The sequence below is a fragment of the Roseibium sp. M-1 genome, assembly GCF_054515675.1.
Genome location: NZ_CM137257.1, coordinates 1,161,156 through 1,186,518, shown reverse-complemented (window position 1 = coordinate 1,186,518; position 25,363 = coordinate 1,161,156). Strand labels below are relative to the sequence as shown.

General features: G+C 60.3%; 27 protein-coding genes. 7 read left to right on the top strand and 20 right to left on the bottom strand.

Translation table 11 applies throughout. From position 1 onward, the window contains the following. Positions 1–3 precede the first annotated feature (3 nt). Positions 4–1,077 carry an FAD-binding oxidoreductase gene (locus tag ACX3M4_RS05425; protein WP_459357569.1) on the top strand — a complete coding sequence of 358 codons (1,074 nt, stop codon included), beginning with the start codon at positions 4–6 and terminating at the stop codon, positions 1,075–1,077. Positions 1,078–1,270: 193 nt separating this feature from the next. Further along, positions 1,271–1,771 (top strand): DUF302 domain-containing protein, encoded by a 501-nt coding sequence (locus ACX3M4_RS05420; protein WP_459357568.1) that lies wholly within the window; start codon positions 1,271–1,273, stop codon positions 1,769–1,771. Between the two features lie 37 nt (positions 1,772–1,808). Here ACX3M4_RS05420 and ACX3M4_RS05415 read toward each other — a convergent pair whose 3' ends face one another. The 3 genes from ACX3M4_RS05415 to ACX3M4_RS05405 all read right to left on the bottom strand — a co-directional run bounded on the left by ACX3M4_RS05415 (position 1,809) and on the right by ACX3M4_RS05405 (position 3,676). After that, positions 1,809–2,519 carry a DNA alkylation repair protein gene (locus ACX3M4_RS05415; RefSeq protein ID WP_459357567.1) on the bottom strand — a complete coding sequence of 237 codons (711 nt, stop codon included), beginning with the start codon at positions 2,517–2,519 and terminating at the stop codon, positions 1,809–1,811. A 10-nt stretch (positions 2,520–2,529) separates the two neighbouring features. Beyond that, the gene (locus tag ACX3M4_RS05410) at positions 2,530–3,411 is read right to left on the bottom strand and encodes an NAD(P)-dependent oxidoreductase (protein WP_459357566.1); all 882 of its coding nucleotides are present in this window, start codon (positions 3,409–3,411) and stop codon (positions 2,530–2,532) included. A 112-nt stretch (positions 3,412–3,523) separates the two neighbouring features. Next, positions 3,524–3,676, bottom strand: a complete 153-nt coding sequence (locus ACX3M4_RS05405; protein WP_459357565.1) for a hypothetical protein — start codon at positions 3,674–3,676, stop codon at positions 3,524–3,526. 99 nt (positions 3,677–3,775) lie between these two features. On the opposite strand from ACX3M4_RS05405, the gene ACX3M4_RS05400 reads away from it, so the two are divergent. Beyond that, the gene (locus ACX3M4_RS05400) at positions 3,776–4,666 is read left to right on the top strand and encodes a LysR family transcriptional regulator (RefSeq protein ID WP_459357564.1); all 891 of its coding nucleotides are present in this window, start codon (positions 3,776–3,778) and stop codon (positions 4,664–4,666) included. Positions 4,667–4,682: 16 nt separating this feature from the next. Here the strand turns inward: ACX3M4_RS05400 and ACX3M4_RS05395 are convergent, their stop codons facing one another. The 4 genes from ACX3M4_RS05395 to ACX3M4_RS05380 all read right to left on the bottom strand — a co-directional run bounded on the left by ACX3M4_RS05395 (position 4,683) and on the right by ACX3M4_RS05380 (position 8,560). Beyond that, positions 4,683–5,849 carry a trans-sulfuration enzyme family protein gene (locus ACX3M4_RS05395; RefSeq protein ID WP_459357563.1) on the bottom strand — a complete coding sequence of 389 codons (1,167 nt, stop codon included), beginning with the start codon at positions 5,847–5,849 and terminating at the stop codon, positions 4,683–4,685. Between the two features lie 181 nt (positions 5,850–6,030). Continuing rightward, positions 6,031–6,942, bottom strand: coding sequence for an ABC transporter permease (locus ACX3M4_RS05390; RefSeq protein WP_459357562.1), 912 nt, complete (start codon positions 6,940–6,942; stop codon positions 6,031–6,033). After that, entirely contained in the window at positions 6,939–7,652 is a 714-nt protein-coding gene (locus tag ACX3M4_RS05385; protein WP_459357561.1) for an ABC transporter permease, read from the bottom strand. Before ACX3M4_RS05385 ends, ACX3M4_RS05390 begins: the two co-directional genes overlap by 4 nt. A 131-nt stretch (positions 7,653–7,783) precedes the next feature. Then, positions 7,784–8,560, bottom strand: a complete 777-nt coding sequence (locus ACX3M4_RS05380; protein ID WP_459357560.1) for an ABC transporter substrate-binding protein — start codon at positions 8,558–8,560, stop codon at positions 7,784–7,786. A 467-nt stretch (positions 8,561–9,027) separates the two neighbouring features. Between ACX3M4_RS05380 and ACX3M4_RS05375 the strand changes: the two genes are divergently transcribed. Then, positions 9,028–9,675 (top strand): glutathione S-transferase family protein, encoded by a 648-nt coding sequence (locus tag ACX3M4_RS05375; protein WP_459357559.1) that lies wholly within the window; start codon positions 9,028–9,030, stop codon positions 9,673–9,675. 42 nt (positions 9,676–9,717) lie between these two features. On the opposite strand, the gene ACX3M4_RS05370 is transcribed toward ACX3M4_RS05375, so the two are convergent. After that, the gene (locus ACX3M4_RS05370) at positions 9,718–10,656 is read right to left on the bottom strand and encodes a LysR family transcriptional regulator (protein WP_459357558.1); all 939 of its coding nucleotides are present in this window, start codon (positions 10,654–10,656) and stop codon (positions 9,718–9,720) included. A 182-nt stretch (positions 10,657–10,838) separates the two neighbouring features. Between ACX3M4_RS05370 and ACX3M4_RS05365 the strand changes: the two genes are divergently transcribed. Next, positions 10,839–11,834, top strand: coding sequence for an MBL fold metallo-hydrolase (locus ACX3M4_RS05365; RefSeq protein ID WP_459357557.1), 996 nt, complete (start codon positions 10,839–10,841; stop codon positions 11,832–11,834). Positions 11,835–11,869: 35 nt separating this feature from the next. Here ACX3M4_RS05365 and ACX3M4_RS05360 read toward each other — a convergent pair whose 3' ends face one another. The 9 genes from ACX3M4_RS05360 to ACX3M4_RS05320 all read right to left on the bottom strand — a co-directional run bounded on the left by ACX3M4_RS05360 (position 11,870) and on the right by ACX3M4_RS05320 (position 19,452). Then, positions 11,870–13,147, bottom strand: a complete 1,278-nt coding sequence (locus tag ACX3M4_RS05360; RefSeq protein WP_459357556.1) for a molybdopterin molybdotransferase MoeA — start codon at positions 13,145–13,147, stop codon at positions 11,870–11,872. After that, positions 13,144–13,665 (bottom strand): molybdopterin-guanine dinucleotide biosynthesis protein B, encoded by a 522-nt coding sequence (gene mobB / locus ACX3M4_RS05355; protein ID WP_459357555.1) that lies wholly within the window; start codon positions 13,663–13,665, stop codon positions 13,144–13,146. The genes ACX3M4_RS05360 and mobB overlap by 4 nt, the downstream gene beginning before the upstream one ends. Further along, positions 13,662–14,315, bottom strand: coding sequence for a molybdenum cofactor guanylyltransferase MobA (gene mobA / locus ACX3M4_RS05350; protein ID WP_459357554.1), 654 nt, complete (start codon positions 14,313–14,315; stop codon positions 13,662–13,664). Before mobA ends, mobB begins: the two co-directional genes overlap by 4 nt. Further along, on the bottom strand, positions 14,312–15,175 hold the full coding sequence (locus ACX3M4_RS05345) for a formate dehydrogenase accessory sulfurtransferase FdhD (RefSeq protein WP_459359371.1): 864 nt from the start codon (positions 15,173–15,175) through the stop codon (positions 14,312–14,314). The genes mobA and ACX3M4_RS05345 overlap by 4 nt, the downstream gene beginning before the upstream one ends. An 81-nt stretch (positions 15,176–15,256) precedes the next feature. After that, entirely contained in the window at positions 15,257–16,426 is a 1,170-nt protein-coding gene (locus ACX3M4_RS05340; RefSeq protein WP_459357553.1) for a benzoate/H(+) symporter BenE family transporter, read from the bottom strand. Positions 16,427–16,589: 163 nt separating this feature from the next. Further along, the gene (locus tag ACX3M4_RS05335; protein ID WP_459357552.1) at positions 16,590–17,048 is read right to left on the bottom strand and encodes a BLUF domain-containing protein; all 459 of its coding nucleotides are present in this window, start codon (positions 17,046–17,048) and stop codon (positions 16,590–16,592) included. Between the two features lie 205 nt (positions 17,049–17,253). Next, the gene (locus tag ACX3M4_RS05330; protein ID WP_459357551.1) at positions 17,254–17,844 is read right to left on the bottom strand and encodes a GNAT family N-acetyltransferase; all 591 of its coding nucleotides are present in this window, start codon (positions 17,842–17,844) and stop codon (positions 17,254–17,256) included. Between the two features lie 31 nt (positions 17,845–17,875). Further along, positions 17,876–18,556, bottom strand: a complete 681-nt coding sequence (locus ACX3M4_RS05325) for an SDR family oxidoreductase (protein WP_459357550.1) — start codon at positions 18,554–18,556, stop codon at positions 17,876–17,878. A 134-nt stretch (positions 18,557–18,690) separates the two neighbouring features. Continuing rightward, positions 18,691–19,452 (bottom strand): substrate-binding periplasmic protein, encoded by a 762-nt coding sequence (locus ACX3M4_RS05320; RefSeq protein WP_459357549.1) that lies wholly within the window; start codon positions 19,450–19,452, stop codon positions 18,691–18,693. Positions 19,453–19,720: 268 nt separating this feature from the next. On the opposite strand from ACX3M4_RS05320, the gene ACX3M4_RS05315 reads away from it, so the two are divergent. Next, on the top strand, positions 19,721–20,878 hold the full coding sequence (locus tag ACX3M4_RS05315; RefSeq protein WP_459357548.1) for an Mrp/NBP35 family ATP-binding protein: 1,158 nt from the start codon (positions 19,721–19,723) through the stop codon (positions 20,876–20,878). A 369-nt stretch (positions 20,879–21,247) separates the two neighbouring features. Further along, positions 21,248–22,486: a multidrug effflux MFS transporter gene (locus ACX3M4_RS05310; RefSeq protein WP_459357547.1), complete on the top strand. Its 1,239-nt coding sequence runs from the start codon at positions 21,248–21,250 to the stop codon at positions 22,484–22,486. A 54-nt stretch (positions 22,487–22,540) separates the two neighbouring features. Here ACX3M4_RS05310 and moaA read toward each other — a convergent pair whose 3' ends face one another. The 3 genes from moaA to ACX3M4_RS05295 form a co-directional block, all read right to left on the bottom strand. Beyond that, positions 22,541–23,629: a GTP 3',8-cyclase MoaA gene (gene moaA / locus ACX3M4_RS05305; protein WP_459357546.1), complete on the bottom strand. Its 1,089-nt coding sequence runs from the start codon at positions 23,627–23,629 to the stop codon at positions 22,541–22,543. 86 nt (positions 23,630–23,715) lie between these two features. Beyond that, the gene (locus ACX3M4_RS05300) at positions 23,716–24,162 is read right to left on the bottom strand and encodes a MarR family winged helix-turn-helix transcriptional regulator (RefSeq protein ID WP_459357545.1); all 447 of its coding nucleotides are present in this window, start codon (positions 24,160–24,162) and stop codon (positions 23,716–23,718) included. Then, on the bottom strand, positions 24,155–25,261 hold the full coding sequence (locus ACX3M4_RS05295) for an Acg family FMN-binding oxidoreductase (RefSeq protein WP_459357544.1): 1,107 nt from the start codon (positions 25,259–25,261) through the stop codon (positions 24,155–24,157). The genes ACX3M4_RS05300 and ACX3M4_RS05295 overlap by 8 nt, the downstream gene beginning before the upstream one ends. Between the last annotated feature and the right edge of the window lie 102 nt (positions 25,262–25,363).

Sequence of the window (25,363 nt, the reverse complement as noted above, 5' to 3'; positions counted from 1 at the left end):
GCCATGATCCCGATGCCTGGGCGAGACACGCCCGTCTGGAACGACAGCGAAATTCTGGAATGCGTCAGCGCGTTGCCCGAAGCGCCTGGTGTGAAGACCTTCACCTTCCGTCCGCCGTCCGGAGCGACCTTCGTGTTCCGCGCGGGCCAGTTCATCACGCTCGATCTGCCGGTGCCCGGCGGCAACGTGCAGCGGACCTATACGATCTCGTCATCGCCGGTCTCGCACGCCTATATCTCCGTTACAGTGAAGGCGCAGGAAGGCAGCATCGGTACCCGCTGGATGCTCGATCATCTGGAACCGGGTATGCGCATCAAGGCCTATGGTCCGGCAGGCGTTTTCCACCTGCCGCGCAATCCGGACGGCAAATACCTCTTCATCTCGGCAGGTTCGGGCGTCACGCCGATGATGTCGATGACGACGACGCTGTTCGAGCGCGGTGAAGATCCCGACATCTGTTTCATCCAATGCGCCAATCGCCCGGTGGAGCTGATTTTCCGCAAGCGCCTGGAATACATGGCGAGCCGGGTGACCGGCCTGCAGATCCATTTCGTCGTCAACAGGAATGACCCTTATGAGGTCTGGACCGGGTATCGCGGTCATTTCAACCAGCTGATGCTGGGCCTGATGTGCAACGACTATCTGGAGCGGGAAGTCTATTGCTGCGGCCCGCAGGGCTTCATGGATGCCGTCCGCGAGATCCTGAACTCGCTCGGCTTCAACATGGAGAACTATTTCCAGGAGAGCTTCCAGGCGCCTGCGGAAACCCGTGCAGAACTCAACGAGTTCGACGACGTGGTGCCCCAGGACGACGTCCAGGCCCAGATCGTCTTCGCAAGGTCCAATGTTACTGCCTCGTGCACGGAAACGGACACCGTGCTGGCGGTTGCCAAGAGCGCCGGCCTCAACATTCCCTCAGGCTGCACCTTCGGTGTCTGCGGCACCTGCAAGGTGAAGAAGCTGTCAGGCGACGTTCACATGATCCATTCCGGTGGCATCAGCGACGAGGATATCGAGTCCGGTTACATCCTGGCCTGCTGTTCCAATCCGATCGGTACGGTCGAAGTCGAGGTCTGAACCGGTCTATCACCGGAAATATTCAAAGTTTGCGATGTATCAATGGCGCCTGGGCGGGGAGCAGAGTAATCTCTCCCCAACCGGCGAGGCATGCGCGTTTCATCATGAACCGCATGGTCGCCTTTGATCATTGGTCAGCTCCGGGGTCCCATCGATCTCGAATGATTTCCTGCTGATCTTGGGAGGAGGCCGTATGGTCGAGACATTCCGCAAGTTGGTTTTCCCGATAGCTGCCTGTGCCGGGCTCGTTTTCAGCGTGTCGACCGTTGCTGTCGGCCAGTCGGTGACTGAAGGTGTTACCGCCTATGAAGTCGAAGCCGCCTTCGACGATGTTCGCTTCGATCTGGAGAACGCCATCGTCAATCAGGGGCTGGTCATCGACTATGTTTCCCATATCGGCGACATGCTGGCACGCACCTCGCAGGATGTCGGTGGCAGCAAGCAGATCTTCACGCAGGCCCAGTCGATGCTGTTCTGCTCGGCCGACCTGTCGCGCAAGGCGATGGAAGCCGATGCCGGCAACATCGCCTATTGCCCGTATTCGATCTTCGTTTACGAAACGCCCGATCTGCCCGGAAAGGTGACGGTCGGTTTCCGCCAACTGAGCGCGACCGGTTCTGAGGCTTCCAGGGCGGCGATTGCCGATGTCAATGCGCTGCTCGATACGATTGCCAGGGAAGCGAGCGGGCAGTAGGCCTCGGGCTCAGCCAGTCAGACATCCGGAAGTTTGCTCAGACATCCGGAAGTTTGCTCAGGCGGCTCAGAACCTTGCTGGAAAACAGCTCCCGCGCCGCCGCACGGCCCACCTTGCGCGCCGTCTTGTCTTCAGAGGCGGACAACTCTTCCGCCAGCGCCAGGGACGGACCGTGCAGGCTGGCGGAGCGTTTGCCGATCTGGCGCAATGCCCAATGCACCGCTTTCCAGACGAAATTCCGCTCGTCCGTAGCGCCTCGTCGGATGAGGTCAAGATCGTCGAGGAACTCCTCGTCCGGCGCGGTCTTGGCATGGACCGCCCGCCAGGCAATCAGGGCAAACGCGGCCCGGCGGACAAATTCGCGTTCATCGACGGCAAGAGCGGGCACAAGTTCGTTCGACCCCGCACGCCGTGCCAGCACATTCGTGAGCTGGTCGCAAAGGTCCCAGGAGCGGATGTCCTCCAGCCAGGAAAGCGCCAGTTCCGGCGCGAGCGCTTTCGGCGGCGTCAGCAGGATCGCAAGCAGACGTGCTTCGTGATAGCCGCTGGCCCAAAGGTTCTGAGCCAACTCCGGCGATTTGACGATTTTGCGGGCATACGGCCGCAGAACCGCCAGCGGCACGCCAAAGGCCTTGGACGTTTCAATGCCGAATCGCGCCATGCCGGCGCGGTTGGTCTCTGACCCGGCAGCGCGAAGATCTGCGAGGATTTCCTCGACCGTCTTTGCTGCCTGCGGGTCTTGCGCCATTGCCGCGCCGTTACTTCTTCTCGGCGTTTTCAAGCCGCGCGATCAGGCTGGACGTATCCCAGCGCTTGCCGCCCATGGCCTGGACCTCCGCATAGAACTGGTCGACCAGGGCGGTCACCGGGAGGCGGGCACCGGTGTCGTTTGCCGTCTTCAGGCAAATGCCGAGATCCTTGCGCATCCAGTCGACTGCAAAGCCGTAGTCGAACTTTCCGCCGTTCATGGTTTCCCAGCGGTTTTCCATCTGCCAGGACTGGGCGGCACCGCCGCGGATGGCGGAGATGACCTTGGCGACGTCGAGATCCGCCTTCTTGGCGAAATGAATGGCTTCCGATAGGCCCTGAACCAGCCCGGCGATGCAGATCTGGTTGACCATCTTGGTGAGCTGGCCAGCGCCGCTTTCCCCCATCAGGCCGACGAATTTGGCAAAACACTCGATCACCGGCTTGGCCTTGTCGAAAGCATCCTGATCGCCGCCGCACATGACGGTGAGGACGCCGTTCTCAGCGCCCGCCTGACCGCCGGAGACCGGCGCGTCGATGAAGCCGCACCCCTTTTCCCTGGCAGCAGCGTAAAGCTCCCGGGCAACCTCTGCCGACGCGGTGGTGTTGTCGATAAAGACCGCACCGTCCTTGAGCCTATGAAATGCGCCGTCAGCGCCCGTCGTCACGGAGCGCAGGTCGTCGTCGTTGCCGACGCAGCAGAAGACGAAGTCGCAACCCTCAGCGGCTTCCTTCGGAGTGCCGGCAAAGCTGCCGCCGAACTCCGTGGCCCATTTCTCGGCCTTCGCCTGCGTCCGGTTATAGACCGTGACGTCGTGTCCGCCCTTGGTTTTCAGGTGGCCGGCCATCGGATACCCCATGACGCCCAGACCGATGAATGCAACCTTTGCCATGCCGACACATCCTTATCGCGCGAAGGCCCGGTGGTGAGCCGGGCCTTTGAAAATTGACTGTTCAACATGGTTTTAGGGCATTTGAACCGTGCTGTCAGCACTCGCGCTTGCCTCAGGCCCAGTAGGGCCGGCGCGACCAGAGCCGGGCATGGCGTTCCCGCTTGGCAGTCGCATCGTCGAGATGCCGCTGCGTGTGCGGGTCCGGCCTGGTGTTGGCGGTAAAGCGGGTTGCTTCGAGAAAGCGGTGTGCGTACTTTTCCAACATTGACTTACATCCTTCTTCCTGATGACTGATCCTAAGATGGCTGTTAACGTGGGGAACTGCCACTCAGGAAGATTTTCAAAATGTAAGGTGAAGTTACATATGGAATGGAAGTCGCTGCCTTCGCTCGGAAGTCTCAGAACCTTCACGGCCGTCGCGGATACCAAGAGCCTGTCTGCGGCCGGACGCGAGCTCAATGTCACCCACGCCGCCGTCAGCCAACAGGTCAAAGGGCTTGAGCAGTTCCTTGGGTTGAAACTGATTGTCCGCGAGGGCAGGGGTGTCGCCCTGACGCCCGAAGGCAGGCAGCTCTACCTGGGTTTGAGCGAAGGTTTCGCGACGATCCTGGAGACTGTCGAGGAGTTGTTGCGGGAGGACCTCTCCCGTCCACTCAGCATCACCACCACGCCATCCTTCGCCATCAGTTGGCTAATGCCGCGTATCAGCGACTTCCGGCACAAACATCCGGATATCGAATTGATGATCAACCCGACGGCGGATGTCGTCGAACTGCGTCCCGGCGGCGTGGACCTCGCCGTGCGCTTTGGCAAAGGGGACTGGACGGGCCTGGAATCCGAGCTCTTCATCCCGACCAATTTTGCGATCATCGGCGCCAATTGCCTGATTGGCGATACCAGGATCGAAAGCCCGGAGGATATTCTCCAGTTTCCCTGGCTGCAGGAATACGGCACCAATGAACTGACAGTCTGGGTCGAAAACCAGGGCGTGGTGCCGAAGGGCAAGCTCAATATCACCCACCTGCCGGGCTATATGGTGCTGGAAGGGTTGCGGCGGGGAGAGGGGATCTCCGCCACCGCGAAGACCTTTGTCGAGGCGGAAATCGAATCCGGCAGTCTGAGGGTCCTGTTCGAGGACGGCGTTTATCCAGGGACCGGATATCACCTGGTGACGCGGCCCGGCGTCAAGCGGCCACCGCTCAAGGCGTTTCTTGGCTGGATGCGCACGATGCGGGCCGAGCAGGAGCGCGGTTGAGCGCGCTCCAGGTACGTCAGATTTTCGCCAGGGCCTGATCGAAGTCCGCAATCAGGTCTTGCGGATGCTCGATGCCGATGGAAAGCCGCACGAGGTTTTCCGGAATACCGGAGCCTTCGCCCTCGATCGTGTAGCGGTGCTCGATCAGGCTTTCTGTGCCGCCGAGGGACGTTGCCCGTTGAAACAGGCCGAGTGCACCGGTGACCTTGAGCGCTTCCGCCTTGCTTCCCTTGATCAGCACGGACATCAGTGATCCGTAGCCGCCGGTCATCATCGAATTCGCCAGCTCATGGTGCGGATGGCTTTTGACGCCAGGATAGAGAACGCTGTCGATCTTGGGGTGTTTTTCCAAATGAACGGCAAGAGCCATGGCATTGGCATTCATGCGCTCGACGCGCAAGGCAAGCGTCCTGAGACCGCGCAGCAAGAGCCAGGCTTCGAAGGACCCGAGCACCGCGCCGGCGAGCTTGCGTTCCTCCTTCATGAACGTCCAAGCCTCGCTGTCGGCATCCCTGGTCGTAACGACACCGCCGAGCAGATCGGAATGCCCGTTGAGCGCCTTGGTCGCCGAATGCATCACCAGGTCGGCACCAAGCTTGAGCGGCTTCATGATCAGCGGCGTTACCGCTGTCGCATCGACTGCGAGCAGGCTGCCCGCCTCTTTGCAATGATCGGCAATTTGCCGAATGTCCGCCACCTTCAGGTATGGATTGCTCGGCACTTCCAGCCAGACGAGATCCGGTTTGGTGACCGAGATTTCATCCTGGAAGGCCTGGAGATCGCAGGCGTCTGCCTCTATCAGCGCAATCTTGTTGCGGGCGCAGAGCTTGCGCAGGAAGAGCGTCGTGCCCCAGTAGATCCCGGACTGGGCAAGGATCGTTCCGCCCGGTTTGACGATACGGGCCACCGCTGCAACGGCCGCCATGCCGGAAGAGAAAAGGCGGCTGTCGGCGCCGTCCTCGAGCGCGGCCAGCAGCTTCTCGGTCTTCTTGAAAAGGGCGTTGTCGTCGCGGCTGTAGAGGTGGCCCGGATTGACCAGCTCATAATTTTCGTCGCGCACGAACGTGGTCGCGGTCGGAATGGGAGGAACCACGGCGCCCGTCGCCGGATCGAAGCCGCCGCCGCCATGGGCCAGCAGGCTGTCGAGATGAAGACCGGTGACGTCGGTCGGTGAATTGGACATGAAAGGCTCCGAATTTGGGGTTCGTCAGGGGTAGCCTTGTCCAAGCGGATAATCAAATGAAAACAGGTTGTTCCGTTACCGGAGCTGACCCGGGCTACGAGCTTTTTCCGAAGGGAATTTTGAAAAAAGAAGGCCGGGATCATTGGATCCCGGCCTTGCGGAAGGTGTCAATGGTTAGGCTTCAGCGGATGAGGTGCCGCGTGAGCCGCGCTTCGATCCTGTCCCAGATACGGCGCAGCGTTTCGACGATGATCAGATACATGACCGCCGCCCAGAGATAAGCCTGGAAATCATATGTCCGGGAATAGGCGCGCCGTGTTTCACCCATCAGGTCGTAAATGGTGACGATCGAAGCGATCGCGGAGCCCTTGATCATCAGAATGATCTCGTTGCCGTAGGGCCGCAAAGCCACCATCAGGGCCTGGGGCAGGATGATCTTGAAGAAGATCACCGGTTTGGAAAGACCAAGCGCGGCTGCGCCCTCCCATTGCCCCTTCGATATGTTTAGCACCGCTCCGCGAAGGATTTCCGCCTGGTAGGCGGAGGTGTTGAGGGTAAAGGCAAAGATCACGCAGTTGAATGCGTCGCGAAAGAACCACCAGAGGCCGACGGTTTCCAGCTGCGGCCTGAAGGATCCCACGCCGTAATAGATCAGGAAAGTCTGTGCCAGAAGCGGCGTCCCTCGGAAGAAATAGACATAGGCGTAGGCGGGCGCGGCAAAGATCTTCAGCTTCGAGGAGCGGGCGAGGGCGAGCGGAACGGAAAGTGCCGCGCCAAGCAGCAGGGAAAGCCCGACGATCTGCAGCGTGACCAGGAAACCGCTGATATATTTGTCGCCGTAGCGGCCGAGGAAGCTCTCGAACTGATGTGTCTCAATGCGAGCCCTGGCATAGTCCGCCCAGCTGCCGCTGAGATACGGCAACGCATATTCCAGAATGGGCTTCTCGAGATTGCCGACCAGGTAGATCAGCAGTGAAGCTAAGGAGACCAGCCAGAGCGCCATCAGCACATGTCCGGCGATCTTTGCGTTGGTCCATGGTTGTTTGGGTCGTGCCGGCGGTTTCCGTCCGGTCAGGGGATTGGCAGCGATCATTTCTGCAATTCTCCCCGTTTCGACCAGTTTTCAATCTTTGCAAGTCCCGTCGACGAGATCATCGCCAGCACCAGATAGATCAGGCAGGCGATGCCGAAGAACAGGAAGGGTTCCTTGGAAACGCGCGCAGCGATGCCGGATTCGCGCACCAGATCCGGCAGGCCGATGACGGAGACCAGCGAGGTTTCCTTTAGCAGTATCAGCCAGAGGTTTCCGAGCGCCGGCAGTGCGAGGCGCACCAGTTGGGGCAGGATCACCAGTGTCATGGTCTGATACCTGCTGAGCCCGAGAGCGTGGCCGCCTTCATACTGGCCCTGAGGGATGCCGCGAAAGGCGGACAGGAAGGCCTCGGAAGCGTAGGAGGAAAACACCAGCGCCAGCGCAACCATGCCCGCCACGAAGGAGTTGACCTCGATCTGGATCTCCAGGCCGAGCAGCTTCACCGCTTGCTGGAGACCGATCTGTACGCCGAAATAGACCAGAAACAGCGTCAGCAGTTCCGGAAGGCCGCGAAAGATGGTGGTGTAGATATTGGCAGCCAGCTTGAGGCTGGGCTCGGAAGACTTCTTCGCGAGTGCGATCAGAAACCCAAGCACAAGCCCGAAGGGCAATGTTGCGATTGCCAGTGAGACTGTGACCAATACCCCGCGGGCGATGGTATCGCCCCAGCCCTGTTCCCCGAAGGAGAGTAGCGTCAAAGCTTCATTCATAAGCCGGCGCTTCTTTCTGTTTGTTGTTGTTGTTCCGGCCGCCCCTCCGGCCGTTCTGCGGGATTTTTCCCTGCAGGTGGATACGGCGCACCGGGCGCGCCGTATCAACGCTTTGTTCTAGGCGAGGTTTATCAGCCGCCGTAAACGTCGAACGTGAAGTACTTGTCGTTGATTTCCTTGTACTTGCCGTTCGCCAGGATGGCAGCGATTGCCTCGTTGAACTTTTCCTTCAGGTCGCCGTCTTCCTTGCGGATGGCAATGCCGGCGCCTTCGCCGTGGATCACCGGATCCGGCGTCAGGGTGCCGAGCAGCTTGCAGCAGGCACCGTCGTCACTAGCCAGCCACTCGGACAGCACCACGACGTCGTCGATGACGGCATCAACACGGCCGTTGGCGACATCAAGCTTGTACTCGTCCGGGGTCGGATAAAGCTTCAGGTCGGCAGACGAGAGCTTTTCTTCTGCATAGTTGGAGTGGGTGGTCGAAGCCTGGGCTCCGAGTGCAACGCCTTTAAGGTCTTCATCCGAAGTGCCGGTCAGCTTGGAGTCCTTCGGCACGGCGATTGCCGGCGGGGTGTTGTAGTACTTGTTGGTGAAATCGACCTTTTCCTTGCGCTCGTCGGTGATCGACATGGACGCGATCACGGCGTCGAACTTGCCGGCCTGCAGAGCCGGGATCATGCCGTCCCAGTCCTGGGTGACGAATTCGCACTCGACCTTCATCTCTTCGCAGAGCGCCTTGGCGATGTCGACGTCGAAACCGATCAGCTGGCCGTCTGCGGTCAGGGAGTTGAACGGAGGATAAGCACCTTCGGTGCCGATGCGCACCTTGGACCAGTCTTTCGCCTCAGCGCCACCTACGGCAGCCAGGACTGCTACAGCGGCCGCAGCCATACGCAAAACACGCATATTTAGTTCCCCTAATATTGTCTTCGCGGCGCAAGCGGGTTCGTCCCGCCTTCTTGCCCGAACGCTCTATTCCATACACTTCGGTTCAAATTTCAAGCATGCCCAGGAAAAAAACACAGGCACGTGCGCCGTTTTTTTCATGTGCTTCAAGCTGCCTATGGGGAAGGGTCTGGCCGGCTGTGAGAACGAAACCCGGGCCAACAGGACAATACGAGGTGTTCTTGAAAGAGGCGTTTCCCACCAGGCCGAAGGAACCACGCAGGTTCTCGATACACCGCTAACATACGGAAATTTCGACCTTTTTCACTGCTCTGCTCGACATGTAGCGACGACAGATCAGAAACTTTCATGAAATCATGAACTTAATCAATTTGTGCAGGCGGCGAACACCTCTTACGACGAGAGCCCATCGGCGCGAAGCGACGGCATCTGCCAGGGCGCGGCCGGTGTGCACGAAAGGAAGCCAAATGTCGGATTTCGAACTGTTCATCGGCAACAAGAACTACTCGTCCTGGTCCTTCCGACCCTGGATTGCGTTGAAACACAAGGAAATCCCGTTCCGGGAGACTCTGGTTCCCTTCGATTTCGAAAACGGCAACCCCCAATTCGCCACCTTTTCTCCCAGCCGCAAGGTTCCGGTGCTGAAGGACGGCGGCCTGACGGTCTGGGACAGCCTGGCGATTCTCGAATATGTGGCGGAGCTGTTTCCGGAAAAGGGCCTCTGGCCCAAGGATAGCACTGAACGCGCCAAGGCCCGTGCCATCTCCGCCGAAATGCATTCCGGTTTCCCGGCACTTCGAACGGAATGTTCGATGAACATGCGCCGTCCGGTCGAGGCACTGAAGGTGAGCGAAACTGTCCGAACCGAAGTGGCCCGTATCGTTGCCATCTGGACGGAATGTCTCGAGGCCTCAGGCGGTCCGTTCCTCTTCGGCGACTTCACGATCGCTGATGCGATGTACGCACCGGTCGTCAGCCGCTTTGCAACTTACCGGCTGTCGGACGACCCGGTGGCCGGGCGCTACAGCAAGACCATGACGGCAACCGCTGCCTGGCAGGCCTGGGAAGCCGATGCGCAGAAGGAACCCTGGATACTGGCCGGTTACGACGTCTGAAACCCTTCCCGGATCGGTGGCAAACCTGCCGGTCCGGCAAACTTACTCCGCGGCCGCAGCCTCATAGTTCGTTCGCGTGCCGCGAAACGCGCCTTCCTCTTCGAAATAAGCCTGCAACGTGTCGACGAAGCGGCGGACCTTGAGCGGGATGAACCGGTTGGACGGGTAGACCGCATGAACCGGATGCGGCGGGTACTGCCAGTCCGGCAGCACCAGCTCAAGTTCACCGGACTGCAGATAGGGTTCGATCAGCCAGCGGTTGGAAAGGGCTATACCGAGGCCGGCGAGGGCGGCCTGGCGCAGGGTCGAGGAATTGTTGACGATCATGGCCGGATTGATCTTGACCGACAACGTCTCGCCGATCGTGCTGATGAACGGTACCCGGTTGCCGGTCGAGATATTCTTGTAAAGCAGATAGTCGTGCTCCGGCAGGTCCGCAGGGTGGCTGGGGCGTCCGCGCCGGTCCAGATATCCAGGCGAAGCGACAAGGCAACGCTGTGCCAGTCCCAGCTTTCGCACGATCAGCCGGTCGTCTTCGATCTCTCCCATGCGGATCGCCACATCCAGCCGCTGCTGGATGACATCGACGAACTGGTCCGAAAGCGAGACGTCGAGCAGAATGCAGGGGTTCTCTTTTTTGAAGCGGATCAGGAAATCCGACAGGATGGTTTCGGCAAAACCGAGCGGCAGGCCGATGGAAAGCGGGCCCGACATCTGGGCATCCTCGCTTTGCACGGACCGGTCGGCTTCCGCCAGCCGCTCAAGAATGTCGCGTGCATAGGCGTAGTAGCGTTCTCCCGCTTCCGTCAGCTTGAGCTGCCGGGTCGTCCGGTTGAGAAGTCGGATACCGAGATCGTCTTCCAGACTGCGCACCTGCTGGCTGACGGCAGGCTGGGAAATGCCAAGATTCTTGGTGGCGGCGGAGAAGCTGCCGAGGTTGACGGCCTCGACGAAACCGGAAAGGGCGCTGAGCTTGTCCATGTCGTGCCGCCTGGATGATCTGCAAGAGAGGGTTGAGATTAATAAGCAGAACTAATGAGTAATATAAGATCCGGCCAGCTTCAAAAAGAAATTCAATGAAACACTTATAGAGCGGGCCGGGCGGTTCACGTCCGAACGGGCCAGCCAATTCCATCCATTCAGGTCGAGCCGGGAGGCAACTCATGACCAAATCCGATATCTCCTTCTCAAGAAGATCATTACTCACCGCCGCTGCCGGGGCAGGTGCGATTGCCGCCGCAGGCGGTCTGACGATGATCCCGGCTCCGGCAGCAGCCTCCGCACCGCAGGCCGGAGCACCTTTGGCCGGTGCGCTGCGTTACAAGATCGGCGATTTCGAGGTGACCGCGCTGCTTGACGGCTATCTGGACGTCACGTCTGACGTGGTCGTTGGCTACGACGCTGCCGAAGGCGAGCGCCTGCGTGGCAGGGCCCTGATCGAAAAGGACAGTCTGCGCCTGCCGGTCAACGCCTTCCTGATCAACACGGGCGAGCGTCTGGTCCTGGTGGATTCCGGCTCCGCCGATGCGATGGGACCGACCATGGGCCGCCTGCCATCGGCGCTCGAGGCGGTCGGAGTAACGACGGACCAGATCGACGCGCTTCTCATTACCCATATGCACCCGGATCATCTGTTCGGCGCAATTGACGGCGACGGTAATCGGGTTTTCGCCAATGCCGAATTGATCCTGCCGGAAGTCGACAATGCCTTCTGGTATAACGATGCGGCCATGAACGGCGCGCCGGACCAGTTCAAACCCTTCTTCCTCGGAGCCCGCAAGGCGGCGGAAGCCTACAAGGACAGTCAGACCCTGTTTTCCGGCGAAGAGGAAATTCTCCCCGGCATCCGGCCGATGGCGCTTCCCGGGCATACACCTGGTCACACCGGCTATGTGATCGACAGCAACGGCGAGACCCTGGTGATTGCCGGCGACATCGTCCACATGGCCATGTACCAGTTCGACAAGCCGGATTGGGGCATCGGCTTCGATATCGACAGCGGCATGGCGGCCGAAACGCGGAAGAAATTCTTCGAGCAGGCCGCCAGCGACAAGCTCTACTTTGCCGGCGCGCACATCCCGTTCCCGGGCATGGGCCGCATTGCAAAGGACGGCGAAGCCTATCGCTTCGTTGCGGCCGGCTGGCCCTACGCCTACTGACCTGTTGATGGTGCTGCCCGGCGGTCTCCGCCGGGTCAGCGCAGCCCGAACGACGAAAACGGCAGGAAGCGCACCATGTCGCCCTTGCGGATCGAGGTCACGTCTTCAGGGACCTCCACCAGTCCGTCGGCCTCGCGCAACCCGGTAATGAGGCCGGATCCGTCACGCTGGAACTTGTGCGCGGCGGGCCGTCCGTCGGCACGCGGCTGGAGCGACGCACGGTAGAATTCGCGCCGGTCGGGTTTCTTCTTCAATATCTCGAACGCGGCCGGAACTTCAAAGAACTGCGGTTCGAGAAAAGCGCCGCCGCCGAGCACGCTCAGGACCGGGCGGGCATAAAGCAGAAAACACACCATCGCGGCAACCGGATTGCCCGGCAGGCCAAGAAAGACGCAGGAACCGATATTGCCGAACATCATCGGCCGGCCGGGTTTGATCGCGAGCTGCCACAGGTGCCGCGTGCCGAGCTTGTCGAGCGCATTCAGGATATGATCCTCTTCGCCCCGGCTGGCGCCCCCCGTCGTCAGGATCACGTCGAACCGGGAGGCGGCCTCCGCCAGCACGGTTTCCACCAGCTCCGGATCGTCTTTCAGGATGCCGAGGTCCTCGATTTCAACCGGCAGTGTCGCGAGCAGGCCACGCAGCAGGAAGTGGTTGGAATCGTAGACATCGCCAAGCGTGATCAGGTCGCCAGGCCGGCGCAGTTCGTCACCGGTCGAAACAAGGGCGACTTTCAGCTTGCGATAGACACACACCTCGGCCTGACCGGTGGACGCAATCGCTGCAAGGTCCTGGGGACGCAGGTGCCGGCCCGCGGTCAGGATAGCGGTTCCGGCGGCGACATCCTCACCTGCCTTGCGGCAGTTGGCGCTCTTTTTCAGACCCTGCGGCACGATGACGAAATCCTGGCCATCCTGCCGATGAGGTTCGCAATCCTCCTGCATGGCGACCGTATCTGCTCCCGGCGGCATTACCGCTCCGGTGAAGATCCGGGCTGCCGCCCAGGGGCCGAGCTCCGCGTCCGGTGCATGTCCGGCAGCAATCCGCTGCTCCAGACGGAAAAAGCCACCGGCTTCGTCGAAATCGGCATGGCGGAACGCGTAACCGTCGACAGCGGAATTGTCGGCAAGCGGAACGTTGCGCGGGGCGATGACGTCCGCTGCCAGAATGCGGCCGTCGGCATTCTCAAGCAGGACCATTTCCGCGCCGGCTACCGTCGACAGGCGCTCTTTCAGGATCGCCAGGGCCTCACCATGGCGCAACCTGTCCCTGTCGTGCAGAAAACAATCGTCGAGAAGCCGTTTTGCGGTCATGCGCCCCGCTTTCGAAGGTCGAGGTGGTTCTGGATGAAATCCGCCATGGCGGAGACATCATCCAGATGAAACACCGGCAGCACCTCTTCGGGCAAATCATGATCGGTGGCGATGGCCAGAATGTTGGGATCGGTGATCGAAAGTGGGCCGCGATCACTGGTCTGCGTGCGCCTGGCCTCGATCTTGGGATGATTTTCGCGTTTGTATCCCTCGATCAGGATGAGGTCACAAGGAGCCAGCCTGACAAGAATTTCCTCCAGCGGCGGTTCTTCCTCCTGCCGCAGCTCGTGCATCAACGCCCAACGGCGTCCCGAGACAAGCGCAACTTCCACTGCACCGGCCTCGCGGTGGCGGAAACTGTCGGTTCCCGGCGTGTCGATATCGAAGCCGTGATGGGCATGTTTGATGGTCGAGACCTTGAAGCCACGCGCGGTGAATTCGGCCACGAGGCTGGAGACGAGCTGTGTCTTGCCGGAATTTTTCCAGCCGGTAATGCCGAATACGGGAGAATTTGTCATTTCTGGTAATGGCTCAGAGCTTCCCGGACGGCTGTCAGGTCGTCGGGCGTGTTGGCATTGAAAAATGGGTCGAGGCCGGTCGCGGGGTCCGGTTCAAAGGCGACTTCGACACTGTCGTAGCAGTCGACAAAGGCGAGTACCTTGCCGGTCTTGCCGGCTTTCAGCCAGTCCCGAAGGTCGTCCGCAAGTGCAACCGGCCACAGCCCGAAAACCGGCTGCAGCTTGTCGCCGGAGGAAGCGAGGGCGATCAGCGGCCGGTCAGCGGGCACGGCGGCGAGAAAACTCCCGACGAGGCTCGGGGGGAAGAACGGCGTGTCGCCGGCGACCGATACAACATGGGTCAGATTCGGCCGTTCCGAGCGGGCATAGGTCATGCCGGCCAGAATGCCGGCGAGGGGACCGGCAAATTCGCCAACCGGATCGGCGATGACCGGCCGCTTGAAGCGGGCGAAGCGGCCCGGATCACCATTGGCATTCAGAACCACTTCCGAAAGTTGCGGAGCAAGACGGGCCAGGATCAGATCCAGCATGGTCCGTCCGCCGATATCCATGAGGCTCTTGTCACCGCCGCCCATGCGCCGGGATTGGCCTCCGGCCAGCACACAGCCAAGCACGTGGTTTGCATTCAAGGAAGCGCGGGCCGATGTCATGTTGCGTCCTCGCTTCCCTTGCGGCGGCTCTTTTCCGGTTCGTCTTCCACATGCCTCGGGTCCATGTCGAAGTCGATCCGGTCCTGGCCGGCAAGCGCGACGAAACGCTTGCCGCGGGCCCGGCCGATCAGCGTCAGGCCCGCCTGGCGTGCCAGGTCGACGCCCCAGGCGGTGAAGCCGGAACGCGAGACAAGGATAGGGATCCCCATCATGACGGTCTTGATGACCATCTCGGAGGTCAGCCGGCCGGTCGTGTAGAAGATCTTGTCGTGCGCGGGGATATCGTTCAGGACCATCCAGCCGGCGATCTTGTCGACGGCGTTGTGCCGCCCGACATCCTCCATATAGACGAGCGGCCTGTCTTCCTGGCAAAGCACGCAGCCATGGATCGCACCGGCCTCCAGGTAAAGCGACGGCGTGGTGTTGATGGCCTTGGTGAGTGCGTAGAGCCAGGAGGTTTTCAGCCGGGCTTCGGTTGAGAGTGAGACGGTCTCGAACCCGTCCATGACATCGCCGAAAACCGTTCCCTGGGCGCAGCCCGAAGTGCGCACCTTCTTCTTCAGCTTTTCCTCGAAATCCGTTTCCCTCTCGGTGCGCACCACCACGACGTCAAGGTCGTCATCGTAGTCGATTGCGGTGATGACATCGTCATCGGCAAGCATGTTCTGGTTCTTGAGGTAGCCGACGGCAAGCAGATCCGGATGGTCGCCGATCGTCATCATTGTGATCACTTCCTGCGCATTCAGATACAACGTCAGAGGTTTTTCCGTGACCACCCTTGTCTCGACGGCGTCACCGTTCTGGTCGATGCCGGTGACGGTGGTCGAGAGGCCCGGTGCGGACGGATCGGGTTGCAGCATGTAGGGGCCTGTCACAGCCTGGCGACTCCAATATTCCTTATCCTGCAACACTATGGGAGCGGGTCGCCGCAGGGCAAGGTGTTACTTGGTCGCTCTTGTCCTTGTAACGGCCATGAATACACCCCCCGCCAGCAAGCCCCAGAACGCGCCGGAGACGCCGAAGAAGCTGACGCCGGAAGCAGTTACCAGGAAAGTGATGATGGCGCTGTCTCGGGTCTCGGGCGTTTTGGTCGCCTCGCCGACGGAAAAGGCGAGGGCACCGAGCAGCGCCAGACCGGCGACAGCCTCGATCAGGATCGCGGGTGTCTTGGCAACAAAGGCCATCACCAAACCGGCAAAGAGGCCGAAGAGAACGTAGACGGCACCTGCGAAGACAGCGGCCCAATAGCGCCGTTCGGGGTCCTTGTGCGCATCCTCGTTGGCGCACATGGCGGCGGTGATCGCCGCCAGATTGACCGCGTGACCGCCGAAGGGGGCGGAGAGCAGGCTGAAAATCCCGGAAAGGGTAAAAAGCGGGCCGCTCTTCGGCTTGTAGCCATAGGCGCTGAGCACGGCGACCCCGGGAATATTTTGCGAAGCCATTGTCACGATGAAGAGCGGCAGGGCGATGCTGACCAGGGCCTCAATGGAAAAGACGGGGGTGATGAAGACCGGTTCGCTGATCGGGCGGACGGAGGAAAGGTCGATCGGTCCACCGGTCGCGAGTGCAATCGCAAAAGTCGTCACCATGGCGAGTGGGATTGCGAAAAGCCGGAAGAAGCGGAAGGCGATGGCCCAGACTGCGATGATGGAAAGGGCGCTCAGCGGAAGTTCAGCCACCGCTTTGAAAGGCGCCAGGCAAAGTCCGAACAAAACGCCTGCAAGCATGGCATTTGCGAGCGGTGCGGGAATCGCTGCGACGGCGCGCCCGAATGGGCGGACAAGACCTGTCAGGACGATCAGCACGCCGCACACAAGAAATGCCCCGACCGCCGCGGCGAAGCCGCCTTCGATTGGCCCGGCCGTCACCAGAAGGGCTGCACCGGGAGTCGACCAGGCGATGCTGACCGGCATCTTGGTTTTGAGCGAGGCAACAATCGCGCAAAGGCCCATGGATAGGGAAAGCGCCATCAAACCGCTCGTGGCCTCTGCTGCGGATGCGCCGGAAGCGACCAGGCCCTGGATGACGATCGCAAAGGAACTGGCAAAGCCGACCAGGGCGGCCAGCAAACCTGCGGAGAATGATTGAAGACTTGGACCCTTGCCCGGCATGTTGCGCCCCCGCCACCTCCAGCGGCCAGACAATGACCACTGGTATTCATCGGGCGCACACTATCGGCATCATCGGCAAAATGACTAGGACATCGAAGTCACAGACCTCGGAAATTTCGACAATTGATGGCCTGAGGCACTCCGGTCAAATGGCCGGAGCGGCTCAGATCATCAGCATGTCGTTGGTCAGGCGGCCTTCCTGCAGTTCCTTGGCGAAATGGCTGAACGCCAGATAGGCTTCGTCGCGGGTCACGTCGCCGGGATGATCGAGCAGCGGACGCAGGACGTCGTGTTGAGAGGCCGCCAGACCGTCGCTCAGGTCGCGGAAGAACATCAGCGAATTCGGGAACATGCGGTAGTCCGCCGGTTCGTGGATGATGCCTTCAATGGTGTGCAGGCGCGGATCGTTCATCACGCAGTAGACTGTGTCGAGCACCTGGCCTGTCTGACCTTCCAGGATCTGGATCACATGCTGATCGACCAGGAGGAGAGCACCGGTAACGCCAGCCTTTCGGTTGATGCGGCGAATGCGCAGCAGCGTCTTGTCGATCTCGTCGGGTAGAGGCAGATGCATCCGGTCCCAATTGATTCTGCTTCGGTAGCAGGCGCGATAAAGTTCCATGGCGAGTCCCATCCTTTTGCCGATGAAACCAGCCTGCGCTCCAATTCCTCACATTTGCTTAAAATTTGACTCAAATTGAAAGAAGTGCCCGGACCGTTACCGAACCGTTGCCAAGTTCTCCGCAAACGTGTGCTTGTGTGCCTGGTAAGCGGAACAAGAAAATTGTGTAAAACAACGTGGGCTTATCTTTGTGTGGAAAAGCGGTTCAGCGTTCTTCTTCGAGCTTGAATTCGAGGCCCGCTTTCACGGCAGGCCATTCATGCGGGAGAATCGAATAGACTGCGGTGTCCCGGAGCGTACCGTTCGGCGAACGTTGATGGGAACGCAGAACCCCGTCGAGCTTCGCGCCAAGTCGTTCGATGGCCGCCCGGCTCTGCCGATTCATGAAATGGGTTCGAAATTCGACAGCGATGCAGTCGAGGTCCTCGAAGGCGTGCGCCAGCAGCATGCGCTTGCAATCGGTATTTACCCGGCTGCGCTGGACCGCCTTGCGGTACCAGGTGGATCCGATCTCGACGCGCCTGTTGGCCGCATCGATATTCATGTAGGTGGTCATCCCGACCGCCTTGCCGTCCGGTGTCAGGACGGCGAAGGGCAGCATCGACCCGGACTTTTGCAGGCCAAGCCGGCGATCTATTTCCGATGAGACCGCGTCCGGCTTCGGAATGGCGGTATACCAGAGCTTCCAAAGGTCTCCTTCGGCTGCCGCTTCGGTGAGATCCGCCGTATGGCTGTGGTCAAGCTGAGCGAGCGTTGCAAATTTTCCGGTCAGTGTAATCGGCAGGGGCCAGGTCATGATTGCTCCGGATGTCTCCAGGTACATGGCGTCAGAACGGGCGTTCTTCGCCGTTCCATTTAAAGAATTTGCCCGTATCGGCAACGGTCAAGCCTTCCGAAATCTTGAGGATCCCGCGAGCAACGTCTTCCGCCTCATGGTCGGCTTCCGGTCCGCCCATGTCGGTGCGCACCCAGCCCGGATCGACAAGAACAACCGCGATGCCGTCTGCTTCCAGGTCGGTTGCAAGGCACTGCATCACCTTGTTGACCGCTGCCTTGGAGGCCCGGTAGGCAAGTGTGTCCGACTTGCGGTAACCCATCCAGGCCATCTGACTGGAGATTGTCAGGATCCGCCCCGCACCGGAACGGCGCAGATGCGGCTGGAAGGCCTGGGCGACCGCAAGCGGGGCCAGCGTGTTGATGGAGAGCGTTTCGGCAAAGCCGTCGAAATCCATATCCTGCGATGTTTGCCGTTCGGGGCCGATGACGCCGGCGTTGTTGATCAGTAGGTCAAGCGTCGCCGTCAGTCCGTTGGCCGCTTCCCGCACGGCGGCATGGTCGGTCACGTCGAAGACGAGGGGCTGGAACCCGTTGCCGAGACGTTCCGAAGTTTCGGCCACCTGGAACTGGGAGCGGACGGAGCCGTACACCGTCCAGCCACCGGCAAGGGCGGCACGCGCAAGTTCAAATCCGATCCCGCGGTTGACCGCAGTGATAAGGCAGGCCGGCATGGCAAATCCTGTGGCTTGGACGATCTTCGGACCGCAACGAGTGAGGGAAAGGCAAGATATCGGCTGGCCGGGAACCTGCAACCGAAAGATTGTCCCCGCGCCTTAAGGGGAACAATCGAATATCGCCAGCACAGCTACTGATATTTGGCGTGGATCAGGGTATAGGTGCCATCCGTCTTGACGGCGGCAAGCCCGCGATTGAAATCCGTCAGGAGACGTTCGGATCCGGGAAACGCTTTTGACAGGCATATGTACAGCGGGTTGTTGGTGATCGAGATGAAACTGAAGGTTCCTGTCAGCCCGAGTTGCTTGATCAGAAAATCCGTTGCCTGGCGACCGTTGAAGAAATAGTCGATACGGCCGATTTCAAGCATGCGGACACCGGCTTCGTCGTCGGGAACAGGATAGGGTGCCACGCCGGCATCGTTCAGCAGGGCGAGGGTCGCATAACCCTGCACAGCGCCGACATTTTCGCCGGCTAGGTCTTCCGCGCGCGCAATCTCCTTTGCCGGATAGCCCTTGCGAAAGAAGACACCGTAGGTGTTGCTGCTGAGCTGTTTAGAATACAGGGCAAACTCTTCCCGCTGTTCCCAGTAGGCACAGGAGATCACGCCGGCTGCCTTGCCAGACTGAACCTCGGAGATGGCGCGGTTCCAGGGCAGGAACACGATCCTTGCCTGCCATCCCTGGCGCGCAAAGGCTTCCGTTACGACTTCATGGTCGAAACCGCGCAACCCTTCCACCGGCTCGGCCATTTCGTAAGGTGGGTAATCGGTGGCGAGCAACGTGACTGTTCTGACGGAAGCCTCGTCCGCCCATACAGGAATGAAAGCATGGCCACCAAGTAAAAGGAGGCAGGTCAGGGCGCGGCGCAGCAGGCCGGCGAAGGTGCACATGGGATCCGGATCTTCTGGTTGTGTTTTTTAAAGACTACATCAAAGAGGTTTCGAGGCGATGATGCAATAGTCCGGATTGGAAGATCCGGAGACGGTTGTACTACGACGGGCTTGTTTCCGGTTTTCATCACTTTTAAGACTGGCTGCCCGGGGTTGAGACGGATTGTGCTTCACTTTGGCAGGTTGCCTGCCAGGCACAGCGATCTACAGTTCCCGAAAGGCTGAGACCGGCTCGTCTTCGGGCAGGTGCATTCGACAGGACCGATACATGAACGACACCATCAAAAATGCAGTCCTGGACAGGCTGAGGCAAATCAAGGGACCGGATCTGGAGGGTAATATCGTCTCTCTGGGGCTGGTTTCGGATGTCTTCGTGTCCGATGGCCGCGTTGCCTTTTCCATTACCGTTCCGGCGGAGCGCGCAAAGGAATTGGAGCCGCTGCGCCAGGCAGCCGAGAAGGTGGTGCGGGAAGTGGATGGGGTCGAAACCGTCATGGTTGCCTTGACGGCTGAACGTGCCCCGGGCGCCGCGCGCAATGTGGCTCCGCCGCAGGCACCGGCGTCTGCTCCGCGCCAGCCCCGGCGGCCTGTGGAAGAACAGGTTCCAACGAAACCTGGCGTTCCGGGCATCAAGCAGATTATCGCCGTCGCCTCCGGCAAGGGTGGTGTCGGCAAATCTACCACCACCGCCAATCTTGCGCTTGCCATGGCCGCACTGGGCAAGAAGGTCGGTGTTCTCGACGCCGACATCTACGGGCCTTCGATACCGCGCCTCTTCAATGTGTCCGGCCGGCCGGAATCCCTTTCCGGCCGCATGCTCAAGCCGCTGGAAGGATATGGCGTCAAGGTGATGTCCATGGGCTTCATGGTGGAAGAGGAAACGCCGATGATCTGGCGCGGACCAATGGTGATTTCTGCGCTGACGCAAATGCTGCGGGAAGTCGCCTGGGGCGAACTTGATGTACTGGTGGTCGACATGCCCCCCGGCACGGGCGACGCCCAGCTGACCATGGCCCAGCAAGTGCCGCTGGCCGGTGCCGTGATCGTGTCCACCCCTCAGGACCTGGCGCTGATCGACGCGCGCAAGGGGCTCAACATGTTCAAGCGCGTGGATGTTCCTGTGCTCGGCATCGTCGAGAACATGAGCTATTTCCTGTGCCCGGACTGCGGCGGACGCCACGACATTTTCGGCCATGGCGGCGCGCGGGCAGAAGCGGAGAGGCTTGACGTGCCTTTCCTCGGAGAAGTGCCGTTGACCATGAAGATCCGCGAAACGTCGGACGCCGGCACGCCGGTTGTCGTCTCCGATCCGGAAGGAGCACCTGCCGGGATCTACAAGGAGATTGCTGCACGCGTGCTGGCCGGAATCGAGGACGGCGTCTCGGGCGGTGCTGCGCGCGCAGCGCCGAAAATCGTTTTCGACTAGGAATTCCGCAGACCGATACCGGGCCTGCCGGCCTGATTACAGAACAAGTTCCGCCGGTCTTTTGCCAGAAAGAGCGGCGGTTCTGTTTTTGCAGCCTGGTGCCTTATAGGTCGAGGAATCTTGCTTCCACTTTTCGGGAAGCGGGAGTTTTCCGACACGTGCATTTCAATTTCACGCTTGGATCACCCGGCGTGACGCCAACGCCTTCCGTTTTTCGCGGGAAGTTGGATTTACCGTTATTTTTCAATCGTTTCGAGTGTCGTCTCGGCAGCATTGGGACTTTTCACACCCCGATCACGGCCAGTTTGTATCTTATTGAGACCAAACCGTCCCCAGGCGTCGGCAAAATGAGAAGGGTCCCTCCCGAGCATGACCTCCGACTGCTCCCCGTCCATCGATAGCGACGCAAAACCTTCCCTGGCAGTGCTGGTGGCGATCTCGACCATTAGTCCGCTGGCGATGCAGATCTACCTGCCGTCGCTCGCGGGCATGATGCTCGTGTTCTCGGCGACGGCGGGCGAGATCCAGTTGTCCATGTCGGCCTTCTTCATTGCCATCGCTGTTGCGCAACTGTTCTGGGGACCGTTGTCCGACCAGTTCGGCCGCCGTCCGGTGATCATTGCGGGCATGGTTCTCTTTGTTGTCGGCAGCGTTCTGTGCCTGCTGGCGCCGACCATCGAGGCGCTTATCGCCGCCCGCGTGCTGCAGGCGGCAGGCGGATGCACCGGCCTGGTTCTGGGCAGGGCGATCGTGCGGGATCTTTACGAGCCCAAGGAAGCGGCGAGCATGATCGGCTATGTCACCATGGGCCTTGCCGTGATGCCGACGATCGCGCCGGCGATCGGCGGCATGCTCGACCAGTTCTATGGCTGGCAGGGCGGTTTCGTTCTGATGCTGGTATTCGGGATCGGTGTCCTGTGGGCAAGTATCCGCAACCTTCCGGAGACGCACCACAACCGCGGGCCGGTTGGCGCAAGACAGGTCTTGCGATCCTATGCGGCCTTGTTCCGCGAGCCGCTTTACTGGAGCTACGCACTGACGGCCGCCTTCAGCGCGCTTGCCTATTTCGCCTATCTGGGAGGCGCGCCGTTTATCGCAGCAGATCTCCTGGGTCTCAGTGCGGCGGGAATGGGCTTCTATTTCATGTTCGTCGCGCTCGGATACATTGCCGGGAACTATATCTCGGGCCGCTTCGCTCAACGGGTTGGCATGTATCCGATGATTATTGCAGGAACTCTGATCGGCATCGTCTGTGTTGTTCTGATCGCCGCATTTGCACATTTCGGAACGTTGACACCTACAGGGCTTTTCCTGCCGATGTTCCTGCTGGGGCTCGGCAATGGCGTTTGCCTGCCGAGCGCGCTTTCAGGTGCGGTTAGCGTCAGACCCGAACTGACGGGGGCCGCTTCCGGCCTGACGGCGTCCATGCAGGTTGCAACCGGCGCGTTGGCCGGGACCGTCGTCGCCTGGCTTTATGCCGGCAGCAGCCTCAGCGGCACGCCGTGGGGCATGATTGCGGTCATGGCATTCGGCATGGCGGGCAGTCTGATCGCTGCCCTTGCAATCCGTTTCAACGCAGCCCGAGCGGATCTCGTGCCAGCCGAGTGACGGCTGCCGGCATGTCTTCTCAAGACGTTGGAACGGAAATCGGCCCGGTGGCGGTCAGCCGCCGGTCACGCTCATGTGCCGGGAAACGGCAGGTTGCTTGCGGGTCCGATCGATCACGAAATCATGACCCTTCGGCTTGCGGCCAATGGCTTCGTCGATGGCAGCGCTGAGCAAGCCGTTGCCTTCCGAGGCCCGCAGGGGCGCGCGCAGGTCCGCCATGTCGTCCTGGCCGAGGCACATATAGAGCTGGCCGGTGCAGGTGACCCGGACCCGGTTGCAGCTTTCGCAGAAATTATGGGTCATCGGCGTGATGAAGCCGAGCCTGCCGCCGGTTTCCTCCACCGTCACATAGCGCGCCGGACCGCCGGTCTTGAACGGAATATCCGTCAGCGTGAACTGCTCTGCCAGCCGTGCGCGGACGGTCGAGAGCGGCAGATACTGATCGGTGCGGTCGCCGTCGATTTCACCGAGTGGCATGGTTTCGATCATGGTGAGGTCATGGCCATGGGCATGACACCATTCGAGCATGGATGTGATCTCGTGCTCGTTGACGTCCTTGAGCGCGACCATGTTGATCTTGATCCTGAGCCCGGCTTCGGTTGCAGCGCGAATGCCGTCCATCACCTTGCCGAGGTCGCCCCAACGGGTCACGGCCTTGAATTTTTGAGCGTCGAGCGTGTCGATGGACACATTGATACGGCGAACACCGGCGTCGTAGAGTTCCGTCGCATATCGCGCGAGCTGCGAACCGTTGGTCGTCACCGTCAGCTCGTCGAGCGCACCGCTGTCCAGGTGTCGGCCGAGACTGCGGATCAGGCTCATGATGTTCTTTCGCACCAGCGGCTCGCCACCGGTCAGGCGCAGCTTGCGCACCCCCTTTTCAATAAAGGCAGTGCATAGCCGGTCCAGCTCTTCAAGGCTCAGCACTTCACGCTTAGGCAGGAAAGTCATGTCTTCCGCCATGCAATAGACGCAGCGGAAATCGCACCGGTCTGTAACCGAGACACGCAAATAGGTGACAGCGCGCCCGAACGGATCGATCATCGGTGTCGCCGCTTGATCGATTGCCACCGGTGCCGGAACAACAATCTTGCCGTCTGTCACGTCGCGCTCTCCCTCGGTTCTGCCTTTTGTCCCGATCATATGGTGCGAGACTGGAGAAGATCAATTGAAACCGGACTGGCAGTGTCCAGTATGCGGCAACAGGTAAACTTGTCAGTGTAGTTTTGTCAATTGCGGGAAGAATCCATGAAGGACCGGACTTCTGCAAGCACCGGCAGAATGTCGCCGATCCGTTCGGGCGGGATAGCGTTTCGCAACATTTCGATGTCCGGATCGATGGACCGGATCGCCTCTTCGCGGAAATTCCGGCCGCTTGCCGTCAGCCAGACTGTCTTGCTGCGGCCATCTTCCGGGTTCGGCCGCATCTCGACATAGCCATGCTCCGACAACCCTGCCAGCGTATGTGTCATCGTGGTCTTCGGCACCTGGAAGGCTTTGGCAAGGGTCAACGGGGTTTGCCCGTCCTTCACACGGATCAGATGGTTGACGACGCTGAAATGGGGCAGGGTCAGGCCTTTCGGCAACCGCAGTTCCATCGCCGCGCGGCTAAGCTGCGCGATGATGCCGATCTCGTTGAAGAAGCTGAAAAAGAGATGCCGTGTCTCGTTATCCATTCATTATCCTTGTTTCAAGCGGCCAGCGGGGAGTGCGCGGCGTCTTCGGGCCGAAGCCGAGGCGCCCCAGCATCTGAACGGTTTCATCCGGTTTGGCAAGCAACTGGTGGGCTTGTGCGTAATGGGGGGCCATTTCAGCATATTCCTGCAGTGCCTGGCTCACCGGATGCAGCGCCAGTCCGAGCCGTGTCGTTTCCAGATTGAGCCGCAGCCAGCGCCGCCCGGCGGCGATCTGGTCCACCCGTTCGTTACCGCCGGTTGCCACCACCACATAGGCAGGTGTTGCGTTCAGCATTGCCTCGTACATCTTCACGCCTTCCTTGAAACCCGTCGAACTGAAATCGAGCTGGCTTTCGCGGGTCAGCAGGCCGGCCAGCATCAGGCTTTCCAGAAACGGACCGCCAAGGTCTATACCGTCCGGATCGGCATTGATCTCGGCCTTGCCGAAACGCATCAGGTCGACGCTTTCTTTAAGGGCAGGAAAGGTGTGCATTTCCGTCAGCCAGGCCTGCCAGGTAAGATCGCGCACGCCGGCTACCTCTGTTTCTTCGGTCAGAACACGTCCGTAGCCGGAAAGGATCTGCGCCATGCTTTCAGGAACCGCCCGCATTTCGAAGGGTTCCTTGCAGGACCTGCGGTCAAGAATATGTGCTGCCAAAGGGTCGGTTTCCGCGCCGTCCGCCAGAAGGACCGAGGCGACGGGACCATCCGGACCATCCGGAAAGAGCGTGATCGCGGCCGCCTTGCCCTGCAACGTCGCGGCAACCGACATCAGTTCCACGAAACAGCCGAGACCGATAAAGATCTGCCGGTTGAACGGATCGGTCACAGGCAGTTCACGGGTCTTGTCGCGATGCAGGAGAAATCCGTCCTTGCCGGTCAGTTCGACCAGCCAGGGCTGGCGGTTATGGGGATTGGGGGACAAAAGCGCGTAGGAAAGAGCAAAAAGGCGCGGGTCGTCATAACCTCCCGCGGCCTGCCAGGGAGCCACGGCCCTCTGCGGTGTTCGGGTCGCCAGAAATGTGCCGCCGGTTGCTGCCGCCGCAACAACCACGCCGCCGCCCAGAAGGGCCAGGGTTTTCCGCCGGGAAAGTGTCATGCCTGCCTCGCTTTAAAAAGTACGATATCGCACTAATTAGTACGAAATCGAACCAGAAACAAGAAGCTGCCCCGATATTATTTGCCGCCGCCGGAGGAAGGG

Excerpts from the sequence above, each read along its gene's own strand:
- ACX3M4_RS05310 (WP_459357547.1), top strand. The coding sequence starts at position 21,248 with ATGACCTCCGACTGCTCCCCGTCCATCGATAGCGACGCAAAACCTTCC.
- moaA (WP_459357546.1), bottom strand. The coding sequence starts at position 23,629 with ATGATCGGGACAAAAGGCAGAACCGAGGGAGAGCGCGACGTGACAGAC.
- ACX3M4_RS05410 (WP_459357566.1), bottom strand. The coding sequence starts at position 3,411 with ATGGCAAAGGTTGCATTCATCGGTCTGGGCGTCATGGGGTATCCGATG.
- ACX3M4_RS05300 (WP_459357545.1), bottom strand. The coding sequence starts at position 24,162 with ATGGATAACGAGACACGGCATCTCTTTTTCAGCTTCTTCAACGAGATC.
- ACX3M4_RS05295 (WP_459357544.1), bottom strand. The coding sequence starts at position 25,261 with ATGACACTTTCCCGGCGGAAAACCCTGGCCCTTCTGGGCGGCGGCGTG.
- ACX3M4_RS05395 (WP_459357563.1), bottom strand. The coding sequence starts at position 5,849 with ATGTCCAATTCACCGACCGACGTCACCGGTCTTCATCTCGACAGCCTG.
- ACX3M4_RS05315 (WP_459357548.1), top strand. The coding sequence starts at position 19,721 with ATGAACGACACCATCAAAAATGCAGTCCTGGACAGGCTGAGGCAAATC.
- ACX3M4_RS05385 (WP_459357561.1), bottom strand. The coding sequence starts at position 7,652 with ATGAATGAAGCTTTGACGCTACTCTCCTTCGGGGAACAGGGCTGGGGC.
- ACX3M4_RS05400 (WP_459357564.1), top strand. The coding sequence starts at position 3,776 with ATGGAATGGAAGTCGCTGCCTTCGCTCGGAAGTCTCAGAACCTTCACG.
- ACX3M4_RS05420 (WP_459357568.1), top strand. The coding sequence starts at position 1,271 with ATGGTCGAGACATTCCGCAAGTTGGTTTTCCCGATAGCTGCCTGTGCC.
- ACX3M4_RS05345 (WP_459359371.1), bottom strand. The coding sequence starts at position 15,175 with ATGCTGCAACCCGATCCGTCCGCACCGGGCCTCTCGACCACCGTCACC.
- ACX3M4_RS05390 (WP_459357562.1), bottom strand. The coding sequence starts at position 6,942 with ATGATCGCTGCCAATCCCCTGACCGGACGGAAACCGCCGGCACGACCC.
- ACX3M4_RS05340 (WP_459357553.1), bottom strand. The coding sequence starts at position 16,426 with ATGCCGGGCAAGGGTCCAAGTCTTCAATCATTCTCCGCAGGTTTGCTG.
- mobA (WP_459357554.1), bottom strand. The coding sequence starts at position 14,315 with ATGACATCGGCCCGCGCTTCCTTGAATGCAAACCACGTGCTTGGCTGT.
- mobB (WP_459357555.1), bottom strand. The coding sequence starts at position 13,665 with ATGACAAATTCTCCCGTATTCGGCATTACCGGCTGGAAAAATTCCGGC.
- ACX3M4_RS05380 (WP_459357560.1), bottom strand. The coding sequence starts at position 8,560 with ATGCGTGTTTTGCGTATGGCTGCGGCCGCTGTAGCAGTCCTGGCTGCC.
- ACX3M4_RS05375 (WP_459357559.1), top strand. The coding sequence starts at position 9,028 with ATGTCGGATTTCGAACTGTTCATCGGCAACAAGAACTACTCGTCCTGG.
- ACX3M4_RS05335 (WP_459357552.1), bottom strand. The coding sequence starts at position 17,048 with ATGGAACTTTATCGCGCCTGCTACCGAAGCAGAATCAATTGGGACCGG.
- ACX3M4_RS05360 (WP_459357556.1), bottom strand. The coding sequence starts at position 13,147 with ATGACCGCAAAACGGCTTCTCGACGATTGTTTTCTGCACGACAGGGAC.
- ACX3M4_RS05370 (WP_459357558.1), bottom strand. The coding sequence starts at position 10,656 with ATGGACAAGCTCAGCGCCCTTTCCGGTTTCGTCGAGGCCGTCAACCTC.
- ACX3M4_RS05330 (WP_459357551.1), bottom strand. The coding sequence starts at position 17,844 with ATGACCTGGCCCCTGCCGATTACACTGACCGGAAAATTTGCAACGCTC.
- ACX3M4_RS05325 (WP_459357550.1), bottom strand. The coding sequence starts at position 18,556 with ATGCCGGCCTGCCTTATCACTGCGGTCAACCGCGGGATCGGATTTGAA.
- ACX3M4_RS05320 (WP_459357549.1), bottom strand. The coding sequence starts at position 19,452 with ATGTGCACCTTCGCCGGCCTGCTGCGCCGCGCCCTGACCTGCCTCCTT.
- ACX3M4_RS05405 (WP_459357565.1), bottom strand. The coding sequence starts at position 3,676 with ATGTTGGAAAAGTACGCACACCGCTTTCTCGAAGCAACCCGCTTTACC.
- ACX3M4_RS05425 (WP_459357569.1), top strand. The coding sequence starts at position 4 with ATGATCCCGATGCCTGGGCGAGACACGCCCGTCTGGAACGACAGCGAA.
- ACX3M4_RS05365 (WP_459357557.1), top strand. The coding sequence starts at position 10,839 with ATGACCAAATCCGATATCTCCTTCTCAAGAAGATCATTACTCACCGCC.
- ACX3M4_RS05415 (WP_459357567.1), bottom strand. The coding sequence starts at position 2,519 with ATGGCGCAAGACCCGCAGGCAGCAAAGACGGTCGAGGAAATCCTCGCA.